Genomic DNA, 24,381 nt, shown 5'->3' with positions numbered 1-24,381 from the left:
CATTAAGCATAAAAAAGCGGAACTAAATTTGAGTTCCGCTTTTTTGTTATTTGATTTTCGAAAGCACATCCACCGTTTCTTCCAGATAAAAATCTCTTTCAAGATTTTTTCTCCAGTTTTCTGTTTTCTTGGCAAACGCTTCGTCTTTTTTGATTCTTTCCGCTTCGTCTGTATGAAGGGTAAATTTCAATCCGTTATTGAATTTATCCAAACCTTTGAACTTGTTGATTTGTGCTTTGCGTGCTTTCATCAATTCATTGAATTTGGTTTGATTCAACGTGATTGTTTCTTCTTTGTCCAAAGCTTCTTTCCATTCTGCAGATTCCTGCAACATTTTATAATTGTTGTTATCCAGCAATTGTTTGTCTAATTCCGCTTGCAATTGAGGAACATTAAGTCCTGTCAATTTCTTGTAAGAAGTAGTTTCGATTTTGTCCCAAGGCAAAGCGAATTGGTCAAAACGCTCTCCAACTTCTGCATAAGAGAAGAAATCTTTCATTTTAAGGTCAGATTCCACACCTTTTCTTTGAGTCGATTCTCCGGAAACTCTATAGAATTTTTGAATCGTCAGTTTCAAAGCTCCGAAATCGTCATTCGTGTTCAGGAATCTATTCAATTCCACAAAAGTCTGAACCGTTCCTTTCCCAAAAGAACTTGGCGAACCGATTATTGCTGCTCTGCCATAATCCTGGAAAGCGCCCGCCAAAATTTCAGAAGCTGACGCAGACAATTCGTTTTGCATCACCACCAACGGACCAGTCCAGATTGGCTCATTCGATTTATTACTAAGAACCTGAATTTTTCCTCTGCTATCTTTTACCTGAACATAAGGGCCAGCGTTCATAAACAATCCCATAATATCGCCAACTTCGGTCAAAGAACCGCCGCCGTTGCTTCTCAAATCAAGGATTATTCCTTCTATATTTTCTTTCTTAAGTTTAATCAATTCATTTTTGATATCATCAGAAGCATTTCGGCCTTTCGGGTCTTCAAAATCCACATTGAAACTTGGAAGATAAATGAATCCGTATTTTTTTCCATTCTTGGAATTCACCACAATACTTCTCGCAAATGTGTCTTCGATTGCCACTTCTTCACGAATCATCGTTACTTCTTTGATGGTTTTATCTTTTTTCTCAACAGTTAAAGTTACAGGCGTTCCTTTTTCCCCACGAATCAGTCTTACAGCTTCGTCAGACAACATCCCGACAACGTTCACAGGTTCTTCATTTGGTTTAGATTTTACTTTCAGGATTTTGTCGCCAGCCGTCAATTGTTTTGATTTCCACGCCGGTGCACCGATTGTCAATTCACCAAGATATAAATAGCCTTTCTTTTCCTGAATCAAAGCACCAATGCCAATCACTTTTCCAGTGAATTGCATATCAAATTCCTCTTTGTTTTTCGGTGAGAAATAATTGGTGTGCGGGTCAAAAACTTCGGTATAAGCATTCATATAAACAGTGAACCAGTCCATTTTCTTTCTCTTTTTGAATCTTCTGAAAGAATCTGTAATCAAATCTTTCACTTCAGCAGTAGCCTTCTCACGTTTCTTTTCCATAGAAAGTGGCGCATATTTTATCGTGTCCGGAAGTTTGTTGTTTACCACAGAATCTTTCTTCTTTTTCTGAGCTTCTTCCTTGCTGTTCATCGTTTCAATTTCCTGAAGAATGTTATACTTAATGTATTTTTTCCATTCTTCACGCTGTTGTTTGGCATCAACAGGATTGGTTCTTTTCTTTGGCTCAAGGATCAATTCATCATTTTCCTCCAGATTGATTGGTTTGGAAAGAATATCCTGGGTCATTTTATCGATTTCGTCGACTCTTTGATAAAGTCTGTCAATTGTCAGTTTATAGAAAACGAGATTTCCCTGGTTGAGATAATCGTCGAGTTTGGTATAATGCTTTTTGAATTCGTCCATATCAGACTGCAGAAAATATCTTTTTGAAGCATCTACACCTTCAAAATATTTCTCATAAACATCTTGGGAATAAGCATCGTTGATCGGTTTTGGACTGTAATGAAGATAGGAAAGTGTATTTTTCACGCTTACCATTATGGTCTGCATTTTTTCGTCATCATTTTGTGGGGAGTTGAAACAGAACATCAGCGTCATCAGGGGCGCAAACATCAGCAGTTTCTTGAACTTGATTTTTTTGAACATATAATTTTTAAATCTGTACTTGGATTAGTATTTTTTTCGTTTTGAATGTTACGAAGATATTCAAAAACGAAACCAAATTTAACACCTTATTTTAATTAAAGTATTATAAATTGGTTATTTTTGAAAGAATTATGAAAATATCGCAAAAAGCGAAAAAAATTAAAGAAAATTTATGAGTAAACCATTGATTCTGGTAACCAATGACGACGGAATTACTGCGCCGGGCATCAGAAAATTAATTAGCATAGTCAACCAAATTGGAGACGTTATTGTCGTAGCACCCAATTCTCCTCAAAGTGGAAAAGGTCACGCCATCACTATCAACTCAACTTTAAGCTTCGAAGAACTGAATCTGGATGGACCTCAGAAAGATTTTTCGTGTTCCGGTACGCCTGTAGATTGCGTGAAAATGGCTTTAGATAAAATTCTTCCAAGAAAACCAGATTTGGTAGTTTCGGGAATCAATCACGGCGCGAATTCTTCCATTAATGTTATTTATTCAGGAACGATGTCTGCGGCGGTGGAAGCTGGAGTAGAAGGTTTGCAAGCCATCGGATTTTCACTTTCCGATTTGAAGTGGGAAGCCGATTTTGACCAGGCTGAAGATTTTATCAAAGATATTATTCTGAAAACTTTGGAAAACCCAATGCCTAAAGGTGTTGTCCTGAATGTTAATATTCCGAAATTAAACAAGGAAGAAATCAAAGGCATCAAAGTTTGTAAGCAAGCCAATGCCAAATGGGAAGAAAGTTTTGATGAAAGAACCAATCCGCACGGAAGAAAATATTACTGGTTGACAGGCTATTTCAACAATATGGATGAGTCTGAGGATGCAGACGAAACAGCTTTGACAAATGGTTATATCAGCATCGTACCTATAAAATTTGATTTGACAGCTTATGAATATATGAACGAACTCAATTCAATTTATAAATAAAAATGAATGGAGTTTATCAGACAATATTTGCTTTCTAAAGGCATTCCGCTTACCGAACAAAACTGGAGACCTTTCGTAGAGAAAAACTTTAGGAAAGAATACAAAAAAAAAGATGTGATTCTTAATAAAGGAGAGGTGGATAACTACCTCTCTTTTGTAGAAAATGGAGCAGCAAGGCTTTTCTTTATGAAGGAAAATAAAGAATTGACGATAAGGTTTGTGTTTCAAAATCAATTCCTTACGGCTTATGATTCTTTTACTCAAAGAACGCCTTCCAGATGCGATATAGAGGCGTTAACAGATATGGTAATCTGGCAAATCCATTACGATGATTTGCAGGAAATCTACAAAACTCAGGCTATTGGCAATCTGGTTGGTAGACTGACGGTTGAAGCGCTTTATGTAGAAAAACTCAACAGAGAATTTTCTTTCTTAAGTGAAACAGCTGAGGAAAGATACCTTTCACTTTTGAGAGAGCAGCCAGACCTCTTTCAAAAAATTCCGTTGAAACATATTGCTTCTTATATGGGCATTACACCACAGGCACTTAGCCGAATCAGAAAACGAATTTATTAACCATGGTTCATTTTATTTGAACTAAATTAAACATACTTTTGCCTAAAATCAATTCTGATTAAAAAATCCGAATGAGGGAAGAAAGGCGTTTAGAGAAATCTGAATGCTTTTTTTAGCAATGATAGAAGGGTAGAAACTAATAAATAAAAAAACCGCTAAATTAATTTAGCGGTTTCTGTTTTTATATCAATTAAAAGCATTGTCATAAGTCATTGATGAAAAATCGATTTTCAGAATGGCTTTAGAATCTATAGGATTTCCATTACATTTTGCAGGAATCCAGGTTTTCCCAACCTTTGTTGCGGCGTCTTTCAAATCTTTGAGGAAAGGTTCGCTGTTCGCAACTTTTGGTCCGGCTTCAACTTTAGACAAAATTCCGTCTTTATTGATGTCAAGTTTTACAAAGAACAATCCATTGATAGAGTAGGTGTTCCAATTGACGTTTTGTTGAAGTTTCTCTTTTAATTCTTTGATATATTTATCTGTTCCACCAGGATATCTCAAACTTTTGAACTGAGAAGGATTACAAGACTCGTCTTTTATTTGATAAATTCCTCTTACACTGTAAGTCACAGAACTTGTAGAAGCATCCGCCATTGGAATATCGATATTCAAAGATTCTTCAACATCATTATTCGCTTGTGCAAAAGCAAATGAGCTGACAAGCAGACTTAATGAAAATAGTATTGATTTCATAGTATTTGATTTGTATGATTTTAGAATGAAATTTTATGCCAAAATAATTCTGATTAGCAACAAATTACAAAACTTCAATCTGATTTTTTAATAAATCTTCAAATTCATCTCTTTTTCTGATGAGATGTGCTTTTCCGTCCAAGAACATTACTTCTGCTGGCTTCAATCTTGAGTTAAAATTCGAACTCATTTCAAAACCATAAGCTCCAGCGTTTCTGAAGACAATCACATCACCTTCTCTCACTTCATTGATTTTTCTGTCCCAAGCAAAAGTATCTGTCTCACAGATATTTCCAACCACAGTGTAGATTCTTTCCGGACCTTTTGGATTGGATAGGTTTTCGATAATGTGATAAGAATCGTAGAACATCGGACGAATCAAATGATTGAATCCGGAATTAACACCTACAAAAACTGTTGCTGTTGTTTGTTTGATAACATTTGATTTTACTAAAAAATGTCCGCTTTTACTCACCAAGAATTTTCCAGGCTCAAACCAAAGCTGGAACTTCTTCCCGGATTCTTCCTCGAATTTTTTGATGGCGGCATTCACTTTTTTTCCCAAAGATTTTACATCCGTTTCCAAGTCGCCATCCTGATAAGGAACTTTGAAACCGCTTCCCATATCCAGATATTTCAGATTTGGGAAATGTTCTGCCAATTCAAACATGATTTCAAGACCTTGGATAAAAACATCAGTATCCTTGATTTCGCTTCCAGTGTGCATATGAAGACCTTCAACATTGATGTTGGTCGATTTCATAACACGTTCGATGTGACGAAGTTGGTGAATAGAAATTCCGAATTTGGAATCGATATGTCCAGTAGAAATTTTATAATTTCCTCCGGCAAAAATATGGGGATTTATTCTTACAAAAATCGGATAAGAACCTCCGAATTTGTTCCCAAATTGTTCCAGAATCGAAATATTATCGATATTAATATGAACATTCAGAGACATCGCTTCCTCAATTTCTGCAAGGTCAACGCAGTTCGGTGTGAAAAGGATTCTGTCATTTGAAAATCCAGCTTTCAGCCCCAATTTCACTTCATTGATAGAAACACAGTCAAGAGAAGCACCTAACTTTTCGACGTATTTCAGGATGTTGATATTGGTTAAAGCTTTGGCTGCGTAGAAAAATCGTGTGTTCTTCGAGAAAGAAGAAGTCAGTTTTTCATATTGTTCGCGTATCGAATTAACATCATAAACATAAACGGGTGTCCCGAATTCTTTTGCTATACTTAGCAAATCCTGATTTGTCATAAGGTAGATTTTTAAAATAAAAAGGCAGATTCTTTATCAAAAGAGTCTGCCGCAATAGATATCTTATGCACGCAACTCTTTATACATTCCAAACCTTAGAGAACCTTACAGCTCCCTTTTTCCCGATTTTGCTTTGTTTAAAATATTGCATTGCTTTTGTTAAAATTTTTCGCAAAATTAGAGTTTATCTATAAATCCTGCAATGTTTTAATTTATTTTTTATTTGGAGAAGGAAATTCTACTAGAATAAAATACCATTAAGGAATGACAATCACTTCAGAAATGGTATTTCTACGATTTAAACTTTAATTATTTCAGAGATTTGATAGCATCTTCGATAACTCCCAAAACTTCTTTTGGATGCGAAAGCATTACCACATGACTACCTTCTATTTCTGTGATTTTTGATTTTGCTCTTTTTGCCATTGTTCTTTCAAGGTCTGGGTCTATGCTTCTGTCGCTTTTGGCTACCACGTACCAGCTAGGTTTTGTTTTCCATGCAGGCTCACCACTTTTTTCTCCAAAAACGGTTTGCGCTCCCGGCGTTTGTGTAGCATAGATAAATTTTTGTTGTGCCAGTGGTAAATCTTGGGCAAAAGCATTTTTCACGCCTTCTTCTGATAAATATAATGTGCCATCAACAGGAACCAAATATTTTCCTAAATCATTTGGTTTGCCAGTCGCAGATAAACTGCTAATGGATTCTCCTAAATCTGGTACCAATGCAGCGATATAAACCAAACCGGCCACTTTCGGATCATTTCCTGCTTGAGTGATGACAATTCCTCCCCAAGAATGTCCTACCAAAATCACTTTCCCTTTTGCCAGACTGATGGCTTTTTTTGTAGCTTCTACATCACCTGCGAGTGAAGCCACTTGGTTCTGAACCGACATTACTGGATATCCTTTTGCCTGCAATGCAGTGATTTGGTTACTCCAAGATGAGCCGTCTGCCCAAATTCCGTGTACGAAAATTATGGTTGGTTTTTCATCTGTTTTCAGTTGTGCAAAAATTATAGTGCTGAATAGCATTAATACTAAAAGAGCGAAGTTTTTTATTGTTTTCATTTTATTTAAATTTAATGGATTTGTTTATTTGAATTAAGCGATAAAATGCGCTTCTGAACTGATTGGAATATTGAGAACCTTTGAGATAAGGCAATTTTGTTCTGCACCTTTGGTAATCGCTTCAAATTCTTCCGCTGTAATTCCAGATACAGATCCTGTGATATTGAGATGCACCGCTGTGATGCTCAAGCCTTCCATTGATACTGTAGCTTGTGTGTCCAATGTGTTTGGACTCAGACCTTTCTCTGTCAAGATGGCACTCACGGCCATTGTAAAACAACCTGCATGTGCTGCTGCTAATAATTCTTCCGGATTAGTTCCAGTTTCTTCTCCGGTAAAGCGGGTTTTAAAACTGTAGTTGGTTTGGTTGAGGATTCCACTTTGTGTAGATAGATTTCCTTTTCCTTCTTTTAGATTTCCTGCCCAATGTGCATTTGCTGTACGTTTCATTTTTTTATCTTTTAAATTGTTTGCCATTATTGACAGTACAAAGATGCGATGCAAAAAAGAAAAGTATTTTGTAGAAAAGTTCAATTATTTGTCGATTTGGTTCAATCGAAAATTGGAGGGGGAAACATTGTATTTATCGTGAAAACTTTTGGTAAAATTGGCCAAATCATTGAAACCGCTTTCAAAGGCGATGTCGGTAATGCGGTTATCCGTTTTTAAGAGAAGTTCGCTGGCTTTTTCCAGCCGTTTGGTTTTGATGTAATTGGCAGGCGTGTCATTATAGAGCTTTGCAAATTCCCTTTTAAAGGACGATAAGCTGAGGTTGCAATAATCTGCCAGCGTTTCCATAGTAATCGGCGAGAAAATATTGGCCTCAATAACTTGTTTGAAAGTATAAATAATAGGCGAAAATAACTGCGATAAAATTACCTGAATGGCTTCCGCATTCTTGGTTTGTGAGAGCAGAATAATGATTTCCTTTAACTTAAGAATCAAAATATCATCATTCACCAATGCTGGATTTTCAAAATAAAACAAAAGACCTTCTATATATTTATTGATGAGAAAATCATTGCTGATGTGTTCGCTCGTTTTTCGGGTAATGGTGTTTTTCGGATTCTGTAAGATGGCAGGCAACTCTCTGTCGTACACTTTTTTTAGAATTTCCGGATGGAAGTGTATCAGTAGAATCTCATTGCTACTTTTCTCGCCCACTTTTACCATCGTATTTCCAATGTTCCTGCAATTGAGCAAAATAGATTCCTGCGCAGGAATATTTTCTACTTTATTGTCTATAGTGTACTGCAGATCATTCCGCAACATATAATGAAAACAAGCATTTTCAGCAATCGGCATCTCGTGCCTGAATGGCGAATCGAACTTTAATATTTCTATAAAAGTTTTATCTAACAGGTCGTATTTTTTGTGGCTTGTTACCATTTTAATGATAATTATAAATTGATATTTTAAATATCTAAATCAATTCTTCGGCAATTCCGCTACTTCAAACTCATTTCTCAAAAGAGCCAATTGCAAATCGTTTTGAAGCTCTTGTGTGAATCTCGAAACAGGCAACATCAGTTTTTTAATTTTCTCCAAAGACTGAATCTGATGGTGTAATTCATAAAAACCAAACCCAATTAATTTACCTTTCTCCAAAACCAAAAACGATTTTTCGCCCAAAATTCTTCCGGATGACGACCAGATTTCATTTCTTCCTTTGAGATTGATTTTCTGGGTGAATTCAATAAAATCTTTAAGCTCTTCTTTGGATTTGATGTAATTAATGGCTTTTAGACCTTGTGTAAAACTCTTGAATTTCAGCAAAGGTTTATCTTTCTGAAGTTTAATTTTCTCAAGAATATATTTGTTCTTTCTGTAAAACAATCCGAAAGTCAATGGTTGTCTTTTTTGGATGCCTTTGTTCTGCATCATGAGTTTTGCGATGAGGTCGGTTCCTGTGAGCTCGTAGGAGATTTTTTCTGTCTCTTCCTGGATTTTTTTATATTTAGCTTTATCAGAATCAAAAATTTTCCTGGCAGATTTGTAAAGGTCTTCCACCACATCAGAACTGATGATTTTACCATCCGAGTTTTGGAAATATAGAATTCCTCTTTCATTTGGTAAATCTTCTGTCAAAATCTGAACTTTGCTAATGTAATCTTTCTCCAGATTTTCTTCCTGTTGTGACTGGATTATTTCGTTGTTGTTGTCTTTGATAATCAATAATTTAAACAGATCCAAAGTCGCTCTTGCATCGCCGCTTGCACGATGGGCCTCACTGAGAGGAATGCCGATTGACTTACAAAGTTTGCTTAAGGAATAACTTTTCTCATCCGGAATCAGATTTTTAGCTAAAGGAATTGTGTCTAAAGTATTGATTGTGAAATCGTAACCAAGACGTTTGAACGATTGGCGAAGCATCCTGTAATCGAAGTCTATATTGTGACCAACTAATACAGAATCTTTGGTTATTTCGACAACACGTTTGGCAATTTCGTGGAATTTTGGGGCAGTAATCACCATTTTTTGAGTAATTCCTGTCAGTTTTTGTACGAAGGCAGAAATCTCCGCTTCAGGATTCACGAGTGAGATAAACTGGTCTGTAATCTCATGACCGTCAAAACGATAAATGGCAATTTCTATAATACTTTCTTTTCGAAAGGGTGCTCCGTTACTTTCTATGTCTATTACTGAATACATCTACATTTTTCGTTCTACAAAGTTAAGAAACTTGAGAGATTTCCTTTCTCAAACATTTTGTTGTTAATCAATTCTATTTTCTTAATTGAACCAACCGGAACTATTGTAACTGTCTTACGTCCTTTCTCAACATAAAAAAAATAGGCACTATTGGAATCTATAAGATAAATATCTTTTTGATTTCCGGAATCATCAGTTATTCTGTGCTTAATTTTCATTTTATTGTTGACAATTCTGTCTTTTGCGGTCATACCCATTCCCAAACCGCCTCCAAGAAAGAAAGAGGCAATCATAAATGCCACAGCAAAATAAGCTTGTTTCTTGATGTGAGTTTTCAAATCGCTATCTGCTGAATCAGGATTTTTTTTAAGATACTTTTTGATGACGATAGAATCCCGAACCCATTTTTTGTGACTGTTTTTGGCAAGAAAATTATAATAAAGAAAGAATCCTATAATCATTAAAGTTACCGTCAATAAAATGATGGGCTGAGAAGTCAATTCTGCAATAGGACTTATCAAAATGTCCATTATTGAAGAATATTTTAGAAAATTAATTCCTAGCATATAGAAAAAAACACCATCTCTCAGTATTCCTAAAATAATAAGATATAAATAACCCAAGGGCAAAAATGTCTGTATTTTTTCAATCAGTTTGTAGTCCATCAATCACTATTTTATCTCCTCTTCTTCATACTGAACATTCCCAAAATAAACTTCGCGCCTTCTCTTGCCAAAGTATTCAGAAAGGTTTTTCCGGCTCGGCTTTCGATGACCTGCTCAAACATTCCCTGCTCTTCTTTTGGTTGTGCAGCCCTTCCTCTTGTTGGAGTAGAAATCACGGATTGAGTATGTTCTTCGATTCTTTTATTAAGGATTTCGTAAGCGCTTTCTTTATCGATGTCTTGCTCGTATTTTTTGACAAGGTCAGAATTTCTTGTTAGTTCATCGATTTCTGATGAGGTCAAAATATCCATTCTGCTTTCAGGCGAAATCAAATACGTTTGAACCAGGGGCGTTGGAATTCCTTTTTCGTCTAATGCGGTTACAAAAGCTTCTCCGATTCCCAGGTTTTGGATTAACTCGTTGGCTTTGTAGAATTCTGTCGTTGGATAATTTTCTACCGCTTTATCGATTTCTTTTCTGTCTTTCGCCGTGAAACCTCTCAAAGCGTGCTGAATTTTTAAACCCAATTGGCTCAAAATATTCTCCGGAACATCACCCGGAATTTGAGTAATAAAATAGATTCCAATGCCTTTGGAACGAATCAATTTTACCATCGTTTCAATCTGGGAAAGCAAAGTTTTTGAAGCTTCGTTAAAAAGCAAATGCGCTTCATCAATGAACAGAACTAATTTTGGTTTTCCACTGTCGCCTTCTTCTGGAAAAGTCATATAAATCTCGGCAAATAATGATAAAATGAACGTCGAGAAAAGATTAGGCTTATTCTGAATATCATCGACTCTGAAAATATTCACAACACCTTTTCCGTCTCTAGTTTTCAAAAGGTCATCCACTTCAAAACTTGGCTCGCCGAAGAAAGTTGTTGCGCCTTGCTGTTCCATTGCGACAATCGAGCGAAGAATGGCGCCCAAAGAAGCGGGAGCAATCGAGCCGTAATTGTCGGCCAATTCTTTTTTACCAATCGGATTATCAGTCACATATTGCAACACTTTTTTCAAATCCTGTAAATCAACCAAAGGCAAAGCTTTATCATCACAATATTTGAAAACAATGGACATTATGCTTTGTTGCGTGTCATTGAGACCAAGGATTTTACTCAATAAAATAGGTCCGAATTCCAGTACCGTTGCTCTCAACTTTACACCTTTCGCACCAGAAATTGTCATCAGTTCTACCGGAAAACTCTGTGGTGAATATGGCAATTGTGTTTTAGAATATCGGTCTTTGATGTTGTCATTTTCTGTTCCGGCTTCGGCAATTCCAGATAAATCGCCTTTGATGTCCATTACCAAAGTCGGGATTCCTGCGTGAGATAATTGCTCTACAAAAACCTGAAGTGTTTTGGTTTTTCCGGTTCCGGTTGCTCCGGCAATTAATCCGTGTCTGTTGACGGTTTTCAGAGGAATCGAAACATTGACCTCTGTAATAACTTCTCCGTCCAGCATTCCTTTTCCGAGAATGATGTGTTCGCCTTTCGGATTATATTTGGCGTTCAGGTCGGTTATGAATTTTTCTTTATTTGACATCGATTGGTTTTTCAATCCTTAAATTTAAAAATAATTTTCAGAAACGATTTAAAACTTGAGTGAATTATAATATTCTTTAAAAACTCTTAATTATTAAATATTTTGATTGGATTAAAATAGGTTTTTAAAGTTATCACAGGATTTTATCTGATATCGATTATCTTTGTCATCAAATGTTTTTTGTATGCGCGCTTACAACACAAAAAATTTCCTCAAAATACTCATCAGTCTCCATAAAAGTGACACACTGAGTATCCTTTTTCCAACAATGCTTCTCGTAGGAGCTTACTCTTACGGCATCTATTATTTGGAAGTAGAATATTTGCATTTGACGTCCAAATCGTCCGTTATTAATATTGGATTGATTCACTCTTTATTAGGATTTGTTTTGTCCCTGCTTTTGGTTTTTAGAACCAATACAGCGTATGATCGTTGGTGGGAAGGGCGGAAACTTTGGGGAAAACTAGTCAATGATAGTCGGAATTTTATGATCAAGATAAGTAGTATTCTGGATGATAAAGATGTTAAAACCAAAAATCAGATTGCAAGATATCTTAAGTTTTTTCCTCATTTGCTGGCAACACATCTTTCCAAAGAATCAACAAGATTGGTTTTGGATGAGGATTTTACCGACCTTAAAAAAGAACTGAAACATCACGGACCTGCAGAATTGGTTTTTTTATTGACCAAAAAACTGTATCAACTCAAAAAAGAAAATAAGATTTCTGATACGGAGATGTTATTTCTTGATGCCCAACTTTCAGGTTTTCTGGATGTTTGTGGAGGTTGCGAAAGAATTAAAAACACACCAATTCCTTATTCATATTCATCCTTCATCAAGAAGTTTATTGTTTTTTACGTGATGGCTTTGCCGATCGCTAACGTTGTGAATCTCGGCGTTTTTATGATTCCGATCACGATGTTCGTCTATTATGTTTTAATGAGTTTGGAACTGATTGCGGAAGAAATAGAAGACCCGTTCAACAACGATGAAAATGATATCCCGATGGAATCTATCGCACAAAACATCGAGAGAAATATCGATTTAATTTTAAATAAAGCCTGATTTTGACAAAAAAACTGAAACTAGAAGAGCTAGGAAGAATAGATGTAGAGACTTTCAAAAAAACAGCGAAGATTCCCTTGGTTGTGATTTTGGACAGCGTGAGAAGTATGCACAATGTTGGCGCGATTTTCAGAACTGGCGACGCTTTTTTGATTGAAAAAGTCGTGCTTTGTGGCATCACGCCTCAGCCACCTCATCGTGAAATTCATAAAGCAGCGCTTGGTGCAACCGAAAGTGTGGACTGGGTTTATGAACAAGATATTAATGTTGCAATCGACAATCTTAAAAAAGAAAATTTTGAAATTATCGGAATTGAGCAAACTTCATCAAGTCAAATGATAACCGGTTTTGAAATAAATCCAAATAAAAAATACGTTTTGATTCTAGGAAATGAAGTCGATGGAATCAGTGATGAAGCTCTACCTAATATTGATACTTTTCTTGAGATTCCGCAACTTGGAACCAAGCATTCTCTGAACGTAAGTGTTTGTGGCGGAATTGTTATTTGGGAATTTGCGAAGAATCTTAGCCTTGGAAAATAAAAAAACTGCAAGCACCAGAAGTGCTGCAGTTTGAAATAAATCTAATAAAAAGTAAAAATGAAAGGCGACAAAGATATATTTTTTGTTTGATACGAAGCAATACTTTTTGTAAAATTTTATAAAAAACTTTAAAATCTTTTGTGGCTGAGGATTTTTTGTAAATTAGCATAATGTTTATAAAAGACTACATTTCCAAAGATTACCCTGCTTTCAGCAACAGAGATTCTATAGAAGAGGCTTCTGAGGTTGCAAAGGAGTTTGGTTATTCCCACGTTTTTATAGTAAGCAAAGGTGTTTTCCTCGGAGGGCTCAGCCAGTCTTTTTTGGAAGACAGCCCGGAAGGGAAATTGGACAGCCTCAATATCCATTACGAACGCTTTGCAATCATTGAAGATAGTAGTCTGCTCGATAGCATCAAGCTTTTCCACACTTTCAATGCCAACGTAATTCCTGTTATTTCAAAAGAAGAAAAGTATTTGGGTTATATCTCCTGTGATGATATCTTTAATGAGTTTTCGAAGTATCCTTTATTTTCTGAGAATGGTGCAATCCTTACGATCCAGACCAACGGTTTGCATTATTCCATGACAGAGATCTCTCAGATCGTGGAAAGTAACAATGCGAAGATCTATGGAACTTTTATCAGCGCGATAAAGGAAGACAGCATAGAGATCACGCTTAAGATCAGTAATGAGAACCTAAGTTCAATAGACGAAACCTTTGAGAGATATGGTTATAATGTTATCAACAAGCACTATGACGACGAGAAAGAAGAACTGTTGAAAGACCGTTTCGGGTTCTTTCAGAAATTTTTGGAAATATAGTTTATGAAGGCAGCTATCTATTCTCAAAAAAAAGACCTTGATACGTTTTTATATCTCAATAAATTCATTTCTGAACTGGCACTTAGAGATGTTTCTGTGGTTCTTCATTCGGAAATGGCCGAGAAACTTAATTTTTCTAAGGAATTCGATACGTTTTCCTGTAAAGAAGAACTTAAGAATAAGAATGTCAATATCGTTTTCAGTTTTGGTGGTGACGGGACAATTCTCAACGCATTGACTTTTATCCAGGATTTGGAAATTCCTATTATCGGTGTGAATACAGGGCGATTGGGATTTTTGGCGAATTTCCGAAAAGATCAGATCTTCGATGAGCTGGATTCTATCATTCTCGAAAAAAATTATAATATCAGTAAGCGTTCGGTGATCAAGATCACAACGGACAGCAATTCCAACATCGATTTTCCTTTTGCTTTGAATGATGTCAGTCTTTCGAGAAAAGAAACAACCTCGATGATTACCGTCGAATCTTATATTAATAATGATTTCCTGAATGTTTTCTGGGGTGATGGATTGATTGTTTCCACGCCGACAGGTTCTACAGCATATTCTCTAAGTTGTGGAGGGCCAATTATTTCTCCTGCGAATGATAATTTTGTCATCACACCGATTGCACCTCATAATCTGAATGTCCGTCCATTGATCGTGAAAGACGACGCAAAAATAAAATTGACCGTGAAAAGCCGCGTTCCCGAATATACTTTGGCTTTGGATTCTAGACTTTATCATGTGGAAGTTGGAAGTGAAATATTAATTGAAAAAGCTGAATTTTCATTATTTCTCATCAAACCAAAAAATTTCAGTTTCTACGAAACAATTCGTCAAAAACTGCTTTGGGGAAATGATAAACGAAATTAAAAACAAAAATTACTATCTATAACATAGGATTTGTAAAAATGAAATTTGAATTGTTAATAATTTCGTAGCTTTACAGTCCAAAAAATCTTAAAAAATATAATAGAAATGAGCAGAAAATTTCCGGCAGGAGTTGCCACTGGTTCTTTAGTAACAGAAATATTTGATTATGCCAAGGAGAAGCAGTTTGCGCTTCCTGCAGCTAATGTGATTGGTTCAAGTAATATCAACGCAACTTTGGAAACTGCTGCAAAACTGAATGCACCTGTTATCATCCAATTTTCAAACGGTGGTTCTGTCTTTAACGCAGGAAAAGGACTGAACAACGACGGACAAAGAGCTGCGGTTCTTGGTGCTGTTGCTGGTGCAAAACATATCCACACTTTGGCTGAAGCTTATGGTGCGACAGTTATCCTTCACACAGACCATTGTGCTAAGAAATTATTACCTTGGATAGACGGACTTCTGGATGCGAGTGAAGAATTTTACAAACAAAACGGAAAGTCTCTTTATTCCTCTCATATGTTAGATTTTTCAGAAGAGCCAATTGAAGAAAACCTAGAGGTTTCTGCAAAATACTTCGAGAGAATGAACAAAATGGGAATGACTCTTGAAATCGAATTGGGTGTTACTGGAGGTGAAGAAGATGGTGTTGACAACTCTGATGTCGATAGCTCAAAACTTTATACTCAGCCGGAAGAAGTAGCATACGCTTACGAAATCCTTAAAAAAGTTTCTGACAATTTCACTATTGCAGCGGCTTTCGGAAACGTACACGGTGTTTACAAGCCAGGAAACGTTAAATTGACTCCAAAAATTCTTGATAATTCTCAGAAATATGTTCAGCAAAAATTCGGAACGGGAGACAAGCCAGTGAATTTTGTATTCCACGGTGGATCAGGTTCTACGTTGATGGAAATCCGTGAAGCAATCGGTTACGGTGTTGTGAAAATGAACATCGATACAGATTTACAATTCGGTTACACAGAAGGAATCAGAGATTATATGACAGAACAGATTGAATATCTGAGACATCAGATTGGAAATCCAACTGGCGCAGATGCTCCAAACAAGAAATTCTATGACCCGAGAGTTTGGGTAAGAAAAGGAGAAGAAACGTATATCAAGAGATTGACGCAGGCTTTTGAAGACCTGAACAATATTAATACACTTTAATTAAATTATAAATTTTAGATTATAAATTTTAAATGTCATCGATGCTTAATTTTTATAATCTAAAATCTAAAATCTAAAATTATATCAATGGCATTTGATTGGTTTAAAAGGAAAACCCAAAACATTACAACGTCCACAGAAGACAAAAAAGATGTTCCGAAAGGGCTTTGGCATAAAACACCGACTGGAAAAATCATAGAAGCAGAAGAGCTCAAAGCTAATAATTTCGTGTCACCGGAAGATGGTTTCCACGTAAGAATCGGAAGCAGAGAATATTTTGATATGCTTTTTGATGACCATAAATTCAAGGAATTGGATGCGGATGTAGAAAGTGTTGATATTCTTAAATTCAAGGATACAAAATCTTACACAGACCGTCTGAAGGAAGTGAAATCAAAAACAAAACTAACAGACTCTATCAGAAATGCAACCGGAAAAGTAAACGGTGTAGAAATGGTGGTTTCTTGTATGGACTTTGCTTTTATTGGAGGTTCTTTGGGCTCTGTAATGGGAGAAAAAATCAGAAGAGCTATTGACTATTGTATCAATAACAAACTGCCTTATATGATCATTTGCCAATCGGGTGGAGCAAGAATGCAGGAAGCGGCTTATTCATTGATGCAGTTGGCAAAAGTTCAGGCCAAGTTGGTTCAGCTGTCTGATGCCGGTTTGCCTTACATTGCTTATTTGACCGACCCGACCTTTGGTGGAATCACAGCTTCATTTGCAATGACTGCTGACCTTATTATTGCGGAACCAAGCGCATTGATTGGTTTTGCTGGTCCAAGAGTTATCCGCGAAACTATTGGTAAAGATCTGCCGGAAGGTTTCCAGACATCAGAATTCTTGCAGGAAAAAGGTTTTGTTGATTTCATTGTAAAAAGAACCGAAATCAAGCAACAGGTTTCCAGAGCGGTAAAACTTTTGATCCACGAATATCATTAATCAAATTATTTGACTAAAAATTTACTCTCTCAAAATCTGGGAGAGTTTTTTATTGATGAGATTTATAGGCATATTTTTTAGAACATTAAAATCATTGACCTTTGGAAAACTGTTGAAGGTTTTTTCTATTGGATTGATGCATCCTTTGTTCGCCATTTTATACACTTACGCAAGCTTTAAAGCCTTTGCGAAAGCGAAAGAATTATATCCTGAAACCAACTCTAATAATGGCGAAGGGAACGCTTTCAGACACGCTTATTGGTGTTGTTTGATCATGATGTATTTCTGCAAAGTATCTTCGCCAAGAAAATCATTAGAATGGTGCGAGAAACTAACGAATATGCACGAAAACCTTTTCCCAAACAAGCCTTTGGAAACCAAAATGGACCTTCATAATAATAGAGTTGGGATGGATTATTTTATGAGTTTGATTCCTGGCGTCCATCGTCAGTTTTTTGAAAGTAGTTTTTTTATTAAGGAATTGCAGGAAAGAACTAAGAATGGCGTTTTGATAAAATCTGTGGACGAAGAAGTTGATAAAGATATCTTGATATATTTAGAATAAAAAAGACGCTCGATTGAGCGTCTTTTTCCTTTAGATTTTTATTGAAATTATTTCTTGATGAATTTCTTAGTCGTTGTTTTTCCGTTTTCGAAAGTTATTTTGATGAAATAATTTCCTGTCGTTAAGCTAGAAACATCAACTGTGTTTTCTTTAGTTTCCAATACTTTTTGTCCAGTAATAGAAAGAACTTCCACAGATTTCAAAGCATTTTCTGTATTCACTTTGATGAATTTATCAGCTGGATTCGGTCCAAAACTGAAGTCAGCTTTAGAATAATCATTAACAGCTAAAATGTTATTCGATTTGTTGACACATCTTACAGAGTAACCAAAACTCTTTGCATCACCACCGAAACCAGTTGTACTAGAAGCTGCTGCTCCCAAATAAACATAACGGTAAAAATTGGGATTTGCACTCGCAGATCTTGTCCAGATGTAAGCACGAGTTCCTTCAAAAGCCCAACCGGCATCTTTACGGGAGCCTGCACCAGCGATTTTCAGGTTACTTTCAAAACCTCTTACGATTCCACCAGTTGTTGCGCCAGCGGGTTTTGGGAATATGTTTTCTTTTGTCATAACCAGGTCCCAATCTACTTCAGAAGGCATTTCCCAATCATTACCAATTGCTTTACAAGGGTCCATTCCATTGTGCTCTGTTACTTCAGAAAGACTTTTTGCCGTCCAGCTATCGTTTTGTTCAGGATTGGCAAACCAGCCCGTATAGTTAGAATTCCAAGGCGAACCTCCACCAATATAGAATAAATTTGTTCCGGTTCCTAAACCGACAGGATTATTCGGAGTTGGATAAGTTTCTGTAGTCTGAGAAGTTTTTAATTGATGGCCATCATCCCAACGTCCGTATTGGAAATAATCACCACGTGCACCTTCATCAGCGATACTTGTTGCAACATTTGAACTTCCAAGATTTTGTTGCAACCATTCGTTTCCGTCAGCAGCTCTTACGGTTTTGTAAAATACAGTTTGGTTTTGATAAGTAAGGCTCACGCAACCGTTATCTCCAATGTTGACGCCTGCAGTTTGTGGCGTGCAGTTTTGAGCTTGTATATTAAGAAAAGCTGCAAACAGTCCTAAACAAAGATATTTATTAAGCATATAATTAAATTTTTTTTGCAAACATATTTATTTAGAACTAATAAAAATAACAAAATGATTTATATCATAATGAGACATTGTATAAAAATATCTCATATTTTACTTTAAATAAATGGAGTAATGTAGCTTTAGATTATTATTTGTAATAATAATTTTAAAATCATAATTATTATTTGTTTAATTATAAATAAAAATTGGCGATTCGTAAGAACCGCCAACTTAAAAAATTAGATATAGAATAGAAGTTTTACCACGCTTTCACAGCACCTCCTTTGAAGGTTTGTTTCGCCGCGGATTCTACTTCCGGAGATTGGTATGCTTGTACAAATTTTTTCACTTTTTCATCATTCTTATTATCTTCTCTTGCCACTATCAGATTGGCGTAAGGTGAATCTTTGTCTTCGGTGAATAATCCTTCTTTTTCAGGTTCAAGTCCTGCCTGAGCTGCGAAATTATTATTAATAATCGCTAATGCTACTTCTTTATCTTCCAAAACTCTTGGGATTTGAGGCGCTTCCAATTCCAGGATTTTCAGGTTTTTCGGATTAGCGATAATGTCGGTTACTTTTGGCAATAAACCAACGCCGTCTTTTAATTTTAGTAAACCTTGTTTTTGTAATAACAATAAAGAACGTCCACCATTGGTTGGGTCATTCGGAATCACAATGGTTTGTCCGGGTTGCAATTCGGAAACTGATTTTATTTTTTTAGAATAAGCCACGATCGGGTAAACAAAAGTTTTTCCCACAACTGCTAATTTATAACCACGTTGTCTGGATTGTTCTTCCAAATAGGGCAAATGCTGGAAAGCGTTCACATCTACATCGCCTTGGCTCAAAGCTTCATTGGGAACAACATAGTCATTGAAGGTTATCAATTCCACGTCCAAACCATATTTTTCTTTCGCGACTTTTTTCGCCGCTTCGGCAAGGTTTTGTTCTGGTCCGGTTGCGATTCCGACTTTTAGAATATTTGGATTTGATTCTTTTTTGTTGCAGGCTGATAATGTGATAATAGCCAACGCTAAAGCCAATATTTTCGATTTCATTTTTTATAATTTTATCTATGATTGAATTTTTTTGAAAGAAAGTCTCCGGAAATCTGGATAATGAAAACCAGAACAATTAATAATATCAAAACCGAATTCATTACCGCAAAATCATATCCGATATAACCGTATTGATAACCAACTTGTCCCAATCCGCCGGCACCAACTGCACCACCCATTGCAGAATAACCAACTAAAGTAATCAATGTGATGCTGACATTATTGATTAGCGATGGCAAAGCTTCTGGTAAAAGGACTTTTCGGATGATTTGAAGCGGTTTTGCACCCATTGCTCTCGCTGCTTCTATCAATCCCGAAGGAATTTCCAACAGGCTGTTTTCTACCAATCTCGCAATGAATGGAGCAGAACCCACACTCAGCGGAACCAACGCTGCAGAAACGCCAATCGATGTTCCTACAATGGTTCTCGTGAATGGTATCATCCAGACAATGAGAATGATAAAAGGAATCGAGCGGAAAATATTGACTATAATTGATACGATCTGGTGTGATATCTTGTTTTCCAATAATTGACCTTTTCTTGTAAGGAAAAGAAAAATTCCCGTCGGTAATCCTAAAACAAATCCGAAAAATCCTGAAACCAAGGTCATTACAATCGTCTCAATCGTCCCTTGAAATAACAAATTGATGATGCTATCCGACATAACCTAAAATTTCTGTGTTTGTATATTCATTCTCCAAATAAGCCAAAGCCTCATTGATATTTTTTCCCTGCAATTCCAAAATCAAAACTCCAAAATTTAAGTGACCAACATATTCCAGTTGGGCGCTGATAATCTTAGCTTTAACCTGAAATTTTTCATACAGATTAATAATAACAGAACTTTGTGCTTCGTTGCCGCTAATGAAAATTTTAACCAAAGGATTATTGTCCTCACTGTCAATATTGCTGATAGAATTTTGATAAATCAAAGGCAGTTCTACATTCAAAGAAGCCTGGATAAAACCTTTCGTGATTTCTTTTTCCGGATGGATGAAAATCTGCTCAACTTTTCCTTGTTCTGCTAATTGTCCGTTGTCAATCACGGCTACTTTATCACAAATACTTTTAATCACTTCCATCTCGTGTGTGATGAGAAGAATCGTGAGATTCAGTTTTTGATTAATGGATTTCAGAAGTTGTAAAATCGATTTCGTGGTTGCCGGGTCAAGCGCACTGGTCGCTTCATCACACAATAAAACTTTTGGGTCATTCGCCAAGGCTCTCGCAATCGCAACTCTTTGTTTTTGCCCACCGGAAAGATTCGCAGGATAATCTTTTGCCTTTTCTTTCAGTCCAACCAATTCCAAAAGCGAATCCACTTTTCCCTTGATTTCCGACTTCGATTTTCCTTCCAATTCCAACGGAAATGCCACATTATCAAAAACCGTTCTTGATGACAACAAATTAAAATGTTGGAAAATCATCGCAATTTTTCTTCTTTCCAGAGTCAATTGAGAATCGGAAAGTTTTGTCAATTCAATTCCATCAACAATTACTTTTCCCTCATTTGGTTTTTCCAGAAGGTTCACACATCGAATCAACGTACTTTTCCCCGCGCCGGAAGTTCCAATCACGCCAAATATTTCTCCTTTTTCAACAGTCAGGGAAACATTGGACAACGCTTGGACGGTTTTATTTTTGGTTGTAAAACGTTTAGAAACGTTTGTTAGTTCAATCATTTTTATTTATCAATTAAAATAAAAAACCTTTCACATAGAAGTATGAAAGGTTTTCAAAATAAACACACTATTATTACTTCTTCATATATATTCGAAAAGTTAAATCGTAGCAACAAAACATTTTTCCTGACATAATAGTGTTTTAAAAAAAGCCTTTGCAAAACTAAAAATTCAATTCATACCAAACAAGTATAATTTGAATTAAATGATAAATATCAGTTTTAACTATATTGAGAATAGTAATTTGGGCAGCTTTATCCGCCTGTAGTATATCCTGAGCTTGTCGAAGGGCTCCCAATCTTTTCACTCCACTTCATTTCGTAAAAAAGATTTCCGCTCAAGTCGGGTCGCAGATTCGCTGTCCCATTTAGCGAAATACTTAACATAAACTTTGTCATTCAGTAGGAATCCAAATATAATTATCAAATTCATTGTCGAGATTCCTACGAAATGACAATATTGTGTTTTTGCGATCAATAATTCTAATATCTAGAATCTAACATCTCATATCTTTTCTTACATTTACTGAAATTAATTTCCACAAATGGTTCTAAGTAGGATTTGGTCCGCCTTCATCATTATTGCGATTGCGGTTGCATCGATTAAATATTTCAGTTCAGAAAATTACAGCCAGATTTTCAACGATATGGTTGTTGGAAAAGGAGGCGACACGATTCAGATTTCGCAAAAACCTTTAGCTCAGATTTCTCCCGAGATTCAGAAATCATTATTAAGCAATCCGGATTTTGAAGACAGTCATATCCATTACAAAATGGATTCGCTTCAAAACGTAAAAACCTACAGAGTTTCAGAAACCGACGGCGTCATCGGAACCAGCGAAACAGCGGTTAATATCTGTTTGAAGCTCATTGGAATTATGGCTTTGTTTATGGGTTTTATGAGCATCGCCGAAAAAGCAGGCGGAATCAATTTCCTCAGCCGTCTGATTCAGCCATTTTTCTCAAAATTATTTCCGGAAATTCCAAGAAACCATCCTTCATTCGGACATATGATGCTGAATTTCAGCGCGAATCTTCTTGGTCTTGATAATGCGGCAACACCTTTCGGACTTAAAGCAATGGAAAGTCTCCAAACTCTGAATCCTGATAAAGATAAAGCCAGCAACGCTCAAATAATGTTTCTATGTTTGCACGCCAGCGGATTGACCTTGATTCCGGTCTCTATCATAGCGATTCGTTCCTCGATGGGTTCGGAGACGCCAACCGATATTTTCCTGCCTTGTATGATTGCAACTTTTTGTGCGACTTTGGCGGCAATGACAATCGTTTCTATCAGACAGAGAATCAATCTTTTTCAGCCAATCGTTCTGGCTTACGTTGGCGGAATTTCGGCGATTATCGCATTGTTGGTAATTTATCTGGTTCAATTGAATAAAGAAGAATTGGATTCTTTCAGCAAAGTAATGAGCAACGGCATTATTCTGTTGATATTCTTCGCGATTGTTCTCGGCGCGGTTTATAAAAAAATCAACATTTTTGATGCATTTATCGACGGGGCGAAAGAAGGCTTCACGGTTTGTGTGAAGATTATTCCATATTTGGTTGGAATGTTAACTGCGATTTCATTACTGAGAACAAGCGGCGTTTTTGATGTAATAATCGATGGAATGAAGTGGATTGCAAGTGCATCACATCTCGATACAAGATTCGTGGACGGATTGCCGACCGCTTTGATAAAACCATTATCCGGTTCCGGAGCTCGCGGGATGATGGTGGACACGATGAAAACCTTTGGAGCAGACAGTTTCCCGGGGAAATTATCCGCCATTTTGCAAGGAAGCTCTGATACAACATTCTATGTTATCGCCGTTTATTTTGGCTCGGTTGGAATTAAAAATACAAGATATACAGTTGGTTCGATGTTGTTGGCTGACTTGGTGGGAGTTGTCGTTTCAGTAATTTTGGCGTATTTATTTTTTGGTTAGTGATTTGCCAACTAAAACCTAATACCAATTAGCTAAAACCTAAATCAATGATTCAAGATAAAGACTTTACATTAAGATTAATTAGACAATTAACTCAAGCATTAGAAAAATTGCTTTTGGGAAAACCGGAAGAAAGTCTGATGCAAAAAGAACTCGATTTCGATTCTTTGATGAAAGATATTTTTAAAATCGATTTCAAGGAATTATCATTAAAATCAAAAGAAGAATTGGTTGAAATGGTAAAACTTCGGGAAACCAAAGACCACGCAGATTATTATGAGATGCTCGGCAATGTTTTTATGTTTCATTACAGAATGGAGAAAAATTTAGATTTTGCTGACAAATCCAAAACTTTCTACGAATTGTATCTTCAAACCAGCGGGATTTTCGCTTTGCCAATTATCAATAGGATCAACGAACTGAAAGTAGTTTCATATTAAAATTCAAAAATGTTAAATGTAGTTTTAGTAGAACCGGAAATTCCTAATAACACGGGAAATATCGGGCGTTTGTGTGTAGGAACAGAAAGTAGATTGCACTTGATTCATCCGTTTGGATTTGTCATCAATGATGCCAATTTGAAACGTTCCGGCTTGGATTATTGGGTTCATCTGGATGTTACAGAATATCAAAATGTTGAAGAATGGATGAAGCAAATCCCTGATAAATCAAGAGTTTTCTTAATGAGCTCACACGCAACGAACTCTATGTATGAAAATGAATTCCAAGATGGAGATTGGCTCGTTTTTGGAAAGGAAAGTCGTGGATTGAGTCAAGAGGTTTTGGATTTATTTGAAAATCATTTAACCATTCCAATGTCAAAGAAGATTCGAAGTTTTAATATTGCAAATTCTGTTGCGTTTGTTGTAGGCGAAGCCAAAAGACAGATTGCATTGAAGTGAAATTTAATAAAGCATAATTTAAGAGATTTTCCTTAAATTGACATCAGTGTTAAAATAAATTTAATTTTGACCACTTTAGTAGGATTATCATAAAAAAATAATTCTTTTATTTGTATTTTTGCGCGTTATCG

General features: G+C 36.2%; 25 protein-coding genes. 12 read left to right on the top strand and 13 right to left on the bottom strand.

Translation table 11 applies throughout. The annotated features are described in order from the left end of the window. Positions 1-46: 46 nt before the first annotated feature. Positions 47-2,167, bottom strand: coding sequence for a carboxy terminal-processing peptidase (locus tag RTX21_RS16645; RefSeq protein WP_312769433.1), 2,121 nt, complete (start codon positions 2,165-2,167; stop codon positions 47-49). Between the two features lie 172 nt (positions 2,168-2,339). Between RTX21_RS16645 and surE the strand changes: the two genes are divergently transcribed. Together surE and RTX21_RS16635 are read left to right on the top strand one after the other, a co-directional pair. After that, a complete protein-coding gene (gene surE / locus RTX21_RS16640; RefSeq protein ID WP_312769432.1) occupies positions 2,340-3,104 on the top strand; it encodes a 5'/3'-nucleotidase SurE in 765 nt (254 codons plus the stop codon). A 6-nt stretch (positions 3,105-3,110) separates the two neighbouring features. Further along, positions 3,111-3,680 carry a Crp/Fnr family transcriptional regulator gene (locus RTX21_RS16635; protein ID WP_312769431.1) on the top strand — a complete coding sequence of 190 codons (570 nt, stop codon included), beginning with the start codon at positions 3,111-3,113 and terminating at the stop codon, positions 3,678-3,680. Positions 3,681-3,866: 186 nt separating this feature from the next. Here the strand turns inward: RTX21_RS16635 and RTX21_RS16630 are convergent, their stop codons facing one another. The 8 genes from RTX21_RS16630 to RTX21_RS16595 all read right to left on the bottom strand — a co-directional run bounded on the left by RTX21_RS16630 (position 3,867) and on the right by RTX21_RS16595 (position 11,569). Continuing rightward, on the bottom strand, positions 3,867-4,376 hold the full coding sequence (locus RTX21_RS16630; protein ID WP_312769430.1) for a hypothetical protein: 510 nt from the start codon (positions 4,374-4,376) through the stop codon (positions 3,867-3,869). Positions 4,377-4,440: 64 nt separating this feature from the next. Next, the gene (gene lysA, locus RTX21_RS16625; protein ID WP_312769429.1) at positions 4,441-5,640 is read right to left on the bottom strand and encodes a diaminopimelate decarboxylase; all 1,200 of its coding nucleotides are present in this window, start codon (positions 5,638-5,640) and stop codon (positions 4,441-4,443) included. A 309-nt stretch (positions 5,641-5,949) separates the two neighbouring features. Beyond that, positions 5,950-6,708 (bottom strand): alpha/beta hydrolase, encoded by a 759-nt coding sequence (locus RTX21_RS16620; protein ID WP_312769428.1) that lies wholly within the window; start codon positions 6,706-6,708, stop codon positions 5,950-5,952. A 33-nt stretch (positions 6,709-6,741) separates the two neighbouring features. Continuing rightward, entirely contained in the window at positions 6,742-7,158 is a 417-nt protein-coding gene (locus tag RTX21_RS16615; RefSeq protein ID WP_312769427.1) for an OsmC family peroxiredoxin, read from the bottom strand. Between the two features lie 84 nt (positions 7,159-7,242). After that, complete coding sequence (locus tag RTX21_RS16610) at positions 7,243-8,097, bottom strand: AraC family transcriptional regulator (protein ID WP_312769426.1); 855 nt, start codon at positions 8,095-8,097, stop codon at positions 7,243-7,245. Positions 8,098-8,136: 39 nt separating this feature from the next. Continuing rightward, complete coding sequence (locus RTX21_RS16605; protein ID WP_312769425.1) at positions 8,137-9,360, bottom strand: 3'-5' exonuclease; 1,224 nt, start codon at positions 9,358-9,360, stop codon at positions 8,137-8,139. Between the two features lie 14 nt (positions 9,361-9,374). Continuing rightward, a complete protein-coding gene (locus tag RTX21_RS16600) occupies positions 9,375-10,025 on the bottom strand; it encodes a hypothetical protein (protein WP_312769424.1) in 651 nt (216 codons plus the stop codon). Positions 10,026-10,036: 11 nt separating this feature from the next. Next, positions 10,037-11,569 (bottom strand): helicase HerA-like domain-containing protein, encoded by a 1,533-nt coding sequence (locus RTX21_RS16595; protein WP_312769423.1) that lies wholly within the window; start codon positions 11,567-11,569, stop codon positions 10,037-10,039. A gap of 184 nt (positions 11,570-11,753) precedes the next feature. Here RTX21_RS16595 and RTX21_RS16590 point away from each other — a divergent pair, with 184 nt between their 5' ends. The 7 genes from RTX21_RS16590 to RTX21_RS16560 all read left to right on the top strand — a co-directional run bounded on the left by RTX21_RS16590 (position 11,754) and on the right by RTX21_RS16560 (position 17,560). Then, positions 11,754-12,635, top strand: coding sequence for a bestrophin family ion channel (locus tag RTX21_RS16590; RefSeq protein ID WP_312769422.1), 882 nt, complete (start codon positions 11,754-11,756; stop codon positions 12,633-12,635). A 2-nt stretch (positions 12,636-12,637) separates the two neighbouring features. After that, positions 12,638-13,177: an RNA methyltransferase gene (locus RTX21_RS16585; protein ID WP_312769421.1), complete on the top strand. Its 540-nt coding sequence runs from the start codon at positions 12,638-12,640 to the stop codon at positions 13,175-13,177. Positions 13,178-13,347: 170 nt separating this feature from the next. Then, on the top strand, positions 13,348-14,001 hold the full coding sequence (locus RTX21_RS16580; RefSeq protein ID WP_312769420.1) for a CBS domain-containing protein: 654 nt from the start codon (positions 13,348-13,350) through the stop codon (positions 13,999-14,001). A gap of 3 nt (positions 14,002-14,004) precedes the next feature. Beyond that, a complete protein-coding gene (locus RTX21_RS16575) occupies positions 14,005-14,877 on the top strand; it encodes an NAD kinase (RefSeq protein ID WP_312769419.1) in 873 nt (290 codons plus the stop codon). A 105-nt stretch (positions 14,878-14,982) separates the two neighbouring features. Beyond that, positions 14,983-16,050, top strand: coding sequence for a class II fructose-bisphosphate aldolase (gene fbaA, locus RTX21_RS16570; protein ID WP_312769418.1), 1,068 nt, complete (start codon positions 14,983-14,985; stop codon positions 16,048-16,050). A gap of 87 nt (positions 16,051-16,137) precedes the next feature. Further along, complete coding sequence (gene accD, locus RTX21_RS16565; protein ID WP_312769417.1) at positions 16,138-16,995, top strand: acetyl-CoA carboxylase, carboxyltransferase subunit beta; 858 nt, start codon at positions 16,138-16,140, stop codon at positions 16,993-16,995. A gap of 94 nt (positions 16,996-17,089) precedes the next feature. Next, on the top strand, positions 17,090-17,560 hold the full coding sequence (locus tag RTX21_RS16560) for a DUF6973 domain-containing protein (protein ID WP_312769416.1): 471 nt from the start codon (positions 17,090-17,092) through the stop codon (positions 17,558-17,560). 47 nt (positions 17,561-17,607) lie between these two features. Here the strand turns inward: RTX21_RS16560 and RTX21_RS16555 are convergent, their stop codons facing one another. The 4 genes from RTX21_RS16555 to RTX21_RS16540 all read right to left on the bottom strand — a co-directional run bounded on the left by RTX21_RS16555 (position 17,608) and on the right by RTX21_RS16540 (position 21,403). Further along, positions 17,608-18,672 (bottom strand): T9SS type A sorting domain-containing protein, encoded by a 1,065-nt coding sequence (locus RTX21_RS16555; protein WP_312769415.1) that lies wholly within the window; start codon positions 18,670-18,672, stop codon positions 17,608-17,610. A 247-nt stretch (positions 18,673-18,919) separates the two neighbouring features. After that, the gene (gene metQ / locus RTX21_RS16550; protein WP_312769413.1) at positions 18,920-19,720 is read right to left on the bottom strand and encodes a methionine ABC transporter substrate-binding lipoprotein MetQ; all 801 of its coding nucleotides are present in this window, start codon (positions 19,718-19,720) and stop codon (positions 18,920-18,922) included. 11 nt (positions 19,721-19,731) lie between these two features. Next, entirely contained in the window at positions 19,732-20,385 is a 654-nt protein-coding gene (gene metI, locus RTX21_RS16545) for a methionine ABC transporter permease MetI (protein WP_312769412.1), read from the bottom strand. Further along, the gene (locus RTX21_RS16540; RefSeq protein ID WP_312769410.1) at positions 20,375-21,403 is read right to left on the bottom strand and encodes a methionine ABC transporter ATP-binding protein; all 1,029 of its coding nucleotides are present in this window, start codon (positions 21,401-21,403) and stop codon (positions 20,375-20,377) included. The genes metI and RTX21_RS16540 overlap by 11 nt, the downstream gene beginning before the upstream one ends. Before the next feature lie 544 nt (positions 21,404-21,947). On the opposite strand from RTX21_RS16540, the gene RTX21_RS16535 reads away from it, so the two are divergent. Genes RTX21_RS16535 through RTX21_RS16525 form a run of 3 tightly spaced genes read left to right on the top strand, consistent with a single transcriptional unit; the run spans position 21,948 to position 24,250 of the window. Further along, positions 21,948-23,348 carry a nucleoside recognition domain-containing protein gene (locus RTX21_RS16535; RefSeq protein WP_312769408.1) on the top strand — a complete coding sequence of 467 codons (1,401 nt, stop codon included), beginning with the start codon at positions 21,948-21,950 and terminating at the stop codon, positions 23,346-23,348. Positions 23,349-23,395: 47 nt separating this feature from the next. Then, complete coding sequence (locus RTX21_RS16530) at positions 23,396-23,788, top strand: hypothetical protein (protein WP_312769406.1); 393 nt, start codon at positions 23,396-23,398, stop codon at positions 23,786-23,788. A 9-nt stretch (positions 23,789-23,797) separates the two neighbouring features. Then, positions 23,798-24,250: a tRNA (cytidine(34)-2'-O)-methyltransferase gene (locus RTX21_RS16525; RefSeq protein WP_312769403.1), complete on the top strand. Its 453-nt coding sequence runs from the start codon at positions 23,798-23,800 to the stop codon at positions 24,248-24,250. Positions 24,251-24,381: the final 131 nt, after the last annotated feature.

It is taken from the genome of Epilithonimonas sp. (assembly GCF_032054305.1).
Lineage (GTDB): Bacteria > Bacteroidota > Bacteroidia > Flavobacteriales > Weeksellaceae > Epilithonimonas.
The sequence above is the reverse complement of the archived record's forward strand: the minus strand, read 5'-3'. Positions and strand labels throughout refer to the sequence as shown.